This is a genomic window from Sulfitobacter aquimarinus, assembly GCF_040149565.1.
Lineage (GTDB): Bacteria > Pseudomonadota > Alphaproteobacteria > Rhodobacterales > Rhodobacteraceae > Sulfitobacter > Sulfitobacter aquimarinus.
Genome location: NZ_JBEFLO010000015.1, coordinates 44288 through 52189, shown reverse-complemented (window position 1 = coordinate 52189; position 7902 = coordinate 44288). Strand labels below are relative to the sequence as shown.

General features: G+C 60.4%; 7 protein-coding genes. All 7 read left to right on the top strand.

Translation table 11 applies throughout. The annotated features are described in order from the left end of the window. Positions 1–110: 110 nt before the first annotated feature. The 7 genes from soxB to hemA all read left to right on the top strand — a co-directional run bounded on the left by soxB (position 111) and on the right by hemA (position 7900). A complete protein-coding gene (soxB, locus tag ABMC88_RS17885) occupies positions 111–1814 on the top strand; it encodes a thiosulfohydrolase SoxB (protein WP_349578249.1) in 1704 nt (567 codons plus the stop codon). A gap of 30 nt (positions 1815–1844) precedes the next feature. Next, complete coding sequence (gene soxC / locus ABMC88_RS17880) at positions 1845–3128, top strand: sulfite dehydrogenase (RefSeq protein ID WP_349578248.1); 1284 nt, start codon at positions 1845–1847, stop codon at positions 3126–3128. Next, positions 3112–4164 carry a c-type cytochrome gene (locus ABMC88_RS17875; protein WP_349578247.1) on the top strand — a complete coding sequence of 351 codons (1053 nt, stop codon included), beginning with the start codon at positions 3112–3114 and terminating at the stop codon, positions 4162–4164. Before soxC ends, ABMC88_RS17875 begins: the two co-directional genes overlap by 17 nt. A gap of 4 nt (positions 4165–4168) precedes the next feature. Continuing rightward, positions 4169–4864 (top strand): c-type cytochrome, encoded by a 696-nt coding sequence (locus ABMC88_RS17870; protein WP_349578246.1) that lies wholly within the window; start codon positions 4169–4171, stop codon positions 4862–4864. A gap of 28 nt (positions 4865–4892) precedes the next feature. Continuing rightward, positions 4893–6158, top strand: coding sequence for an FCSD flavin-binding domain-containing protein (locus ABMC88_RS17865; protein WP_349578245.1), 1266 nt, complete (start codon positions 4893–4895; stop codon positions 6156–6158). An 84-nt stretch (positions 6159–6242) separates the two neighbouring features. Further along, the gene (locus ABMC88_RS17860) at positions 6243–6680 is read left to right on the top strand and encodes a DUF302 domain-containing protein (RefSeq protein WP_439655622.1); all 438 of its coding nucleotides are present in this window, start codon (positions 6243–6245) and stop codon (positions 6678–6680) included. Next, the gene (hemA, locus tag ABMC88_RS17855) at positions 6680–7900 is read left to right on the top strand and encodes a 5-aminolevulinate synthase (RefSeq protein ID WP_349578243.1); all 1221 of its coding nucleotides are present in this window, start codon (positions 6680–6682) and stop codon (positions 7898–7900) included. The genes ABMC88_RS17860 and hemA overlap by 1 nt, the downstream gene beginning before the upstream one ends. The last annotated feature ends 2 nt before the right edge of the window (positions 7901–7902 follow it).

The window sequence follows — 7902 nt, the reverse complement described above, 5'->3', positions numbered from 1 at the left end:
CGTCGATCCGTAACTAAACAATGGGACCCGCAGCGCGATTGTGCTGCGGGTTTTTTCTTAGATTACTAATTCATTAATGCGCATATGTATTTGCGTAAGGGAGTTTCGCGATGATATCTCGCCGTGATTTTTTGCAAACCAGCATGGCGGCGGCCGCCGTTTATGGGGGGTCGGGCTTTGGGAACTGGTCGCGTTTGGCTGCACAGCAGGCAATGACCCAGGACAAGCTGTTGGAGTTTGATACCTTTGGCAATGTCTCCCTTATCCACATCACGGATATTCACGCGCAGCTCAAACCGATCTACTTCCGCGAGCCGTCGGTGAACATCGGCGTGGGCGATAACAAAGGCGCCGTGCCCCATGTCACGGGCGCAGACTTCCGCAGGCTCTATGGCATCGACGATGGTAGCCCCTCTGCCTATGCGCTGACCCACACCGATTTTAGCGCGCTTGCCCAAAGCTATGGCCGTGTTGGCGGCTTGGACCGTGTCTCGACCGTCATCAACTCGATCCGTGCGGACCGCCCCGACGCGCTGCTGCTGGATGGCGGCGACACGTGGCACGGCAGCTACACCTGTCACCAGACCCAAGGGCAGGACATGGTCAACGTGATGAACGCGCTGAAACCCGACGCGATGACATTCCATTGGGAGTTCACATTGGGCTCGGACCGCGTCAACGAGATCGTCGAGGGTCTGCCCTTTGCCGCTCTTGGCCAGAACATCTTTGACGCGGAATGGGACGAGCCGACAGAGCTTTTCCCGCCCTACAAGTTCTTTGAGCGGGGCGGCGTGAAAATCGCTGTGATCGGTCAGGCCTTCCCCTATATGCCCATCGCCAATCCGGGCTGGATGTTCCCCGAATACTCATTCGGTATTCGCGACGAGCGGATGCAGGAAATGGTGGACGAGGTGCGCGCAGCTGGTGCCGAGCTGGTCGTCTGCCTCAGCCACAACGGCTTTGACGTGGACAAGCAGATGGCGGGCAAGGTCACCGGCATCGACGTGATCCTGTCGGGCCACACCCATGACGCCCTGCCCGAACCTGTGCTGGTGGGCGAGACGATCATCGTGGCCTCAGGCTCGAACGGGAAGTTTGTCAGCCGCGTTGATCTGGACGTGCGCGATGGCCGCATGATGGGCTTCCGTCACAAGCTGATCCCGATCTTCTCGGATGTGATTACGCCTGACGCCGAGGTGACAAAAGTCATCGACGCGCAGCGCGAACCCTATGCCGCGCAGCTGGCCGAAGTGATTGGCCGCACGGGCGATGACCAGACGCTGTACCGTCGCGGGAATTTCAACGGCACATGGGATGACCTCATTTGCGACGCGCTGATTTCCGAGCGGGACGCGGATATTGCCCTGTCACCCGGCGTGCGCTGGGGGCCAAGTATCCTGCCCGGTCAGGACATCACCCGCGAAGACATCTGGAACGTCACCTCCATGAGCTACGGCGAGGCCTACCGCACCGAGATGACAGGCGAATTCCTGCATGTGGTGCTGGAGGACGTGGCCGACAACCTGTTCAATCCCGACCCCTATTACCAGCAAGGCGGCGACATGGTGCGCACGGGTGGCCTTGGCTACCGCATCGACGTGACCAAACCCCAAGGCGAGCGGATCACCGAGATGACCCTGCTCAAAACCGGTGAGTTGATCGACCCCGCCAAGACCTATCAGATCGCAGGCTGGGCAAGCGTGAATGAAGGCACCGAAGGCCCGCCCATCTGGGACGTGGTCGAGGCGCATATCGCAAAACAGGGAACCATCTCCCTTGATCCGAACAACAGTGTGAAAGTGGTGGGCGCGTAAGCGCGGCCACTCCAGACGGAGGCAAATACGATGTCAAAGAAAACTCCCGTAAACACGCCCTCACGCCGCGCTTTCCTGCGCGGTGCGGCGGCCACAGGTGTCGGCGCGTTGGGCGCAGGGGCGGCTGGCGCACAGACGCCTGATCCGCTAATCACTGAAGTACAGGATTGGGCCCGCGCCTTTGGCGAAGGTGTGGACGAGACGCCGTATGGCCTGCCCATTTCTTACGAAGATGATGTCGTGCGCCGCAATGTGGAGTGGCTGACGGCGGATACCGTAAGCTCGATCAACTTTACGCCGATCCATGCGCTGGATGGCACGATCACGCCGCAGGGCTGCGCGTTTGAGCGTCACCACTCGGGCGCGATTGACCTGAAGAAGGAAGACTACCGTTTGATGATCAACGGTCTGGTCGACACGCCGCTGGTCTTTACCTACGCCGATCTGGAACGCTTCCCGCGCGAAAACCACGTGTATTTCTGCGAATGCGCAGCGAATACGGGCATGGAGTGGGCGGGTGCGCAACTCAACGGTGCGCAGTTCACCCACGGGATGATCCACAATATGGAATACACGGGCGTGCCGCTGCGTACCCTGCTGGAGGAAGCGGGCCTTGATACGGCGGGCGACCTCAAGGACAAATGGGTGTTTGTCGAAGGCGCGGATGCGTCCTCGAACGGGCGGTCAATCCCGATGGAAAAGGCGCTGGATGATGTGCTGGTGGCGTTCAAAGCCAACGGCGAGGCGCTGCGCAAGGAACACGGCTATCCCGTGCGCCTTGTCGTGCCCGGTTGGGAAGGCAATATGTGGGTCAAATGGATCCGCCGTATTGAGGTGACGAACCAACCCGTCGAGAGCCGCGAGGAGACGTCCAAATACACCGACGTTCTGGACAACGGTATTGCGCGCAAATGGACTTGGGCGATGGATGCAAAATCTGTCGTGACCAGCCCCAGCCCGCAAGCGCCCATCAAACATGGCAAAGGCCCGCTGGTGATCAGCGGTCTTGCATGGTCAGGGCAGGGGGCGATCACGCGGGTTGATGTGTCCAAGGACGGCGGCATGACATGGGAAACCGCACGCCTTGCCAAACCCGGTGAGAAAATGGCGCTGACGCGCTTTTATCTCGACACCGAATGGGACGGCTCGGAGATGATGCTGCAAAGCCGCGCCATCGACGAGACGGGGTACATTCAGCCGACCAAAGCGCAGTTGCGCGAGGTGCGCGGGCTGAACTCGATCTATCATAACAACTGCATCCAGACATGGCTGGTGCGCGGGAACGGGGAGGCAGAAAATGTCGAAGTTTCTTAAATCCACCGCGCTGGTTGCGGCGCTTTCCATCATCGCAGGCCCCGCGCTGGCGGGCAAATTCGGCCTTGGCCGCACGGCCTTGCCCGAAGAAGTCGCCGCATGGGATCACGAGATCAGCCCCGATGGCACAGGTCTGCCCGCTGGGTCGGGCAATGCGTTCGACGGCGAAGAAGTCTTTGCCGATAAATGCGCGGCGTGTCACGGCGATTTTGCCGAAGGTATCGACAACTGGCCCAAGCTGGCAGGCGGTATGGATACGCTTGATCACGAGGACCCGCTCAAGACTGTCGGGTCGTATTGGCCCTATCTCAGCACGGCGTTCGACTATATCAAACGCTCCATGCCTTACGGCAATGCGGGCACGCTCACTGATGACGAGGTCTATCAGATCGTGGCCTATATCCTTTATTCCAACGACATGATCGAGGACGACTTCGAGCTGTCGCGCGAGACGTTCTTTGACGTCGAAATGCCCAACGCGGGTGGCTTTATCCTCGATGATCGTGCGGAGACGGAATACGCGATCTGGCGCGGTGAGCCGTGCATGGAAAACTGCAAGGACGGCCCTGCCGAAGTCACCATGCGTGCGATGGTTCTGGATGTGACACCCGAAGAAGAAGGTGCCGAAGCGGCGCCCGCGCCTGTGGCCGAAGTGACCGCCGCGCCCGCGCCTGAGCCCGAAGCGGAACCCGTTGTCGTCGCTGCGGCATTTGACGCAGACCTTGCCGCCAAGGGCGAGAAAGTGTTCCGCAAGTGCAAGTCATGCCATCAGGTCGGCGAGGGCGCCAAGAACCGCTCTGGCCCGATTTTGAACGGCGTTGTGGGCGGTGCTGCGGGGGCGGTGGACGGGTTCAAATACTCGAAACCCATGCAGAAGGCCGCCGAGGGTGGTTTGATCTGGTCCGAAGCCGAGCTGGCCGCCTTTCTTGCCAAGCCCAAGGCCTACATGAAGGGCACTAAAATGTCCTTTGCGGGTCTGAAGAAAGAGGCCGATCAGGCTGCTGTGATCGAATACCTCAAGTCGTTCGGGAACTGATCAGGTGACACGTTTTACCTCCTTTGTGGCCGCTCTGCTGATTGCAGGTGCGGCCACAGCCGAGCAGATCGGCGACGTGGACAAAGGCGCAAAGGTGTTTTCCAAATGCACCGGATGTCACCAGATAGGGGAGGGGGCCACCGACAGGATCGGCCCTCATCTGAACGGGATTTTCGGGCGCGGTGCGGCGGCCCATGACGGTTATCGCTATTCCAAATCCATGAAGCGGGCAGGGGACGACGGGCTGGTCTGGACGGCAGAAACGCTGGACGCCTATCTTGAGAATCCGCGCGCCTTGGTCTCTAAAACAAGGATGAGCTTTCGCGGCCTGAAAGACGCCGAGGACCGCGCAGACGTCCTTGCCTATATGCGCAGCTTTTCGGACAATCCGTCCGACGTGCCCGAGGCCGAGCCCACGGCAATCGCCACCGATCACGATCTGGACCCCGCGATCCTCGCGCTTGAGGGGGATGCCGAATACGGCGAATACCTCGCGTCGGAATGTTTGACCTGCCACCGTGCTGATGGCGCATCCGAAGGGATACCCGCGATCACGCTGTGGCCGACCGAGGACTTTGTGGTAGCGATGCACGCCTACAAACGTAAACTTCGACCGCATCCGGTCATGCAGATGATGGCGGGCCGCTTGAACGACGAAGAGATTGCGGCCTTGGCGGCATATTTCAAGGACCTCGAATAAACGGGGCCAAACTCTGGGAGGAGAGACTATGAAACTGAATAGACGCCTATTTATCGGCACGGGCGCTGCGGCGGCAGCCACGCTTGCTGCGCCAACCGTCTTTGCGGCAGGGCACGGCAAGCCCCGCGTGGTTGTTGTCGGCGGCGGTGCGGGCGGTGCGACTGCCGCGCGTTATATCGCCAAAGACAGCAAGGGTGAGATCGACGTCACCCTGATCGAACCCACGCGCATGTACTACACCTGCTTTTTCTCGAACCTCTATCTGGGCGGCGTGAAAGAGATTGACGATCTGGGCCATTCCTACGGTGGTCTGGCCGCTGGCGGCGTGAATGTTGTGCATGACTGGGCCACAGGCGTGGACCGCGATGCCAGGACTGTCGCCCTCGCGGGGGGCGGATCGGTTCCCTATGACAAGCTGATCCTGTCGCCCGGTATCGACTTTGTCGATGGTGCGGTCGAAGGCTGGGACCTGTCTGCGCAAAACGCGATGCCCCACGCCTATAAAGGTGGCTCGCAGACCGAGCTTTTGAAGGCGCAACTGGCCGCGATGCCCGAAGGCGGGACATTCGCCATGGTCGCCCCGCCGAACCCCTACCGCTGCCCCCCCGGCCCCTACGAGCGGGTTTCGATGGTGGCGCATTTCCTCAAGGCGAATAACCCGACGGCCAAGATTATCGTCGCGGACCCCAAGCCGAAGTTCTCGAAGATGGCGCTGTTCCAGGAAGGCTGGGCCGAGCATTATGAAGGCATGATCGACTGGATCGGCGACGACTTTGGCGGCGGCAACGTCGCGGTGGACCCCGACGCCATGACCGTGAGCATCGACGGCGAAGTCACCAAGGTCGACGTCTGCAACGTCATCCCCGCCATGAAAGCCGGCCGCATCGCCGAGTTGGCAGGCGTGACAGACGGCAATTGGGCACCCGTAAACGCGGCCGATATGTCGACCAAAGCCGACGCCGACATTTACGTTCTGGGCGATGCCTCACAGCAGGGCGACATGCCGAAATCAGGCTTTTCCGCCAATAGCCAAGCCAAGGTATGTGCCAACGCGGTGCGCGGCGCGTTGACAGGGTCCAAAGTCTTCCCTGCCAAGTTCTCGAACACCTGCTGGTCGTTGATCGACACCAACGACGGTGTCAAAGTCGGCGCGACGTATGAGGCCACGGACGAGAAGATTGCCAAAGTCGACGGCTTCATCTCGGCCACAGGCGAGAGCGCGGAAGTGCGCAAAGCCACCTATGAGGAATCCGAGGGCTGGTACGCGGGCATAACCGCTGACATGTTCGGCTGATCCAAAAAGCTGCGGGGCTTTGACTCAGATCAAAGTCCCGCAGGTAATTTTCGGGCATCTTGGTGCAAACGGGGGACGCGTATGTTGAAATCATCACTGCTTGGCGCTGCAGTCACTCTGGCTGCGGCATTCTCTGCAACGGCTCAGGACGCGCCGAAACTTTATCCCTATGATGGCTCGTTCGAGGACGCGACATTCAGCGTCGAGAGCGCGATCATCGGCAAGGGGCTGGTCATCGACTACGTCAGCCACGTGGGCGAGATGCTGGAACGGACCCGCGCCGACATGGGCAGCGATATCGTGCTGTATGACGGGGCGCAGGTCTTTGTGTTTTGCTCTGCCGCGCTGTCGCGCAAGATGATGGAGGCCGACCCGCTGAACATCGCACATTGTCCTTATGGCATCTTTGTCATGGACCGCGACGGCGAAGTGATGATCGGCTATCGCCCCTATCCCCAAGGACCGATGCAAGAGGTCGAAGCGCTCTTGCACGAGATTGCAACCGAGGCTGTGGAATTCTGATGAACTACGAAACTTTTTTCGAGACGGCGCTGGATGATCTGCGCGCGCAGGGTAACTACCGCGTCTTTGCCGATCTTGAGCGTCATCGCGGCGCGTTCCCCCGCGCCACAGCCCGCGGTGAGACGACAGGCGATGTGACCATCTGGTGCTCGAACGATTATCTGGGCATGGGCCAGCATCCCACCGTTCTGGACGCAATGCACACAGCGCTTGATCGCTGCGGCGCAGGGGCGGGCGGCACGCGCAACATCTCCGGCACCACGCACGAGCATGTCCTGCTCGAGGCCGAGCTGGCCGATCTGCACGGCAAGGAATCTGCGTTGCTGTTCACGTCGGGCTATGTCTCGAACTGGGCGGCGCTTGGCACGCTTGCGGGCAAGATACCGGAGTGTGTGGTGCTGTCAGACGCGCTCAACCATGCGTCGATGATCGAAGGCATCCGCCATTCAAAGGCGGAGCGGATGATCTGGAAACACAATGATCTCGCGGATCTTGAGGCCAAGCTGGCGAGCCTGCCGTTGGAGCGCCCCAAGCTGATCGCCTTCGAGAGTGTCTATTCCATGGACGGCGACATCGCCCCTATCGCGCAGATTTGCGATCTGGCTGACAAATACAACGCCATGACCTATCTGGACGAAGTCCACGCCGTTGGCCTTTACGGTCCGCGCGGCGGCGGCATCGCCGAGCGGGAGGGTCTGATGGACCGCCTCACGGTGATTGAAGGGACGCTTGGCAAGGCCTTTGGCGTCATGGGCGGATATATCGCGGCCTCTGCTGACTTGTGTGATTTTGTGCGCAGTTTTGCCAGCGGGTTCATCTTTACCACCGCCATTCCACCTGCCGTGGCGGCAGGGGCGGCGGCCTCGATCCGCCACCTCAAGGCCAGCAGTTCCGAGCGCGAAGCCCAGCAAGAGCGCGTGGCCCAAGTACGCGCCCAACTTGATAGCATCGGCATCCCGCATGTGGAAAACCCCAGCCACATTATCCCCGTGATGGTCGGCGATCCGCACAAGTGTAAATTCATCTCTGACAAGTTGTTGCAAGATTACGGCGTCTACATCCAGCCCATCAACTACCCCACTGTGCCCAAGGGAACCGAGCGGCTGCGCATCACGCCCTCACCCGTACACAGCGATGCCGACATCGCGCATCTGATCGGCGCGTTGGAAGAGTTGTGGGCGCAGTGCCAACTGGCGCGAATGCCACTGGCAGCGCAGTAGAC

Bases quoted from the DNA above. Each gene is read 5' to 3' on its own strand.
- soxB (WP_349578249.1), top strand. From the start codon at position 111: ATGATATCTCGCCGTGATTTTTTGCAAACCAGCATGGCGGCGGCCGCC.
- soxC (WP_349578248.1), top strand. From the start codon at position 1,845: ATGTCAAAGAAAACTCCCGTAAACACGCCCTCACGCCGCGCTTTCCTG.
- ABMC88_RS17875 (WP_349578247.1), top strand. From the start codon at position 3,112: ATGTCGAAGTTTCTTAAATCCACCGCGCTGGTTGCGGCGCTTTCCATC.
- ABMC88_RS17865 (WP_349578245.1), top strand. From the start codon at position 4,893: ATGAAACTGAATAGACGCCTATTTATCGGCACGGGCGCTGCGGCGGCA.
- hemA (WP_349578243.1), top strand. From the start codon at position 6,680: ATGAACTACGAAACTTTTTTCGAGACGGCGCTGGATGATCTGCGCGCG.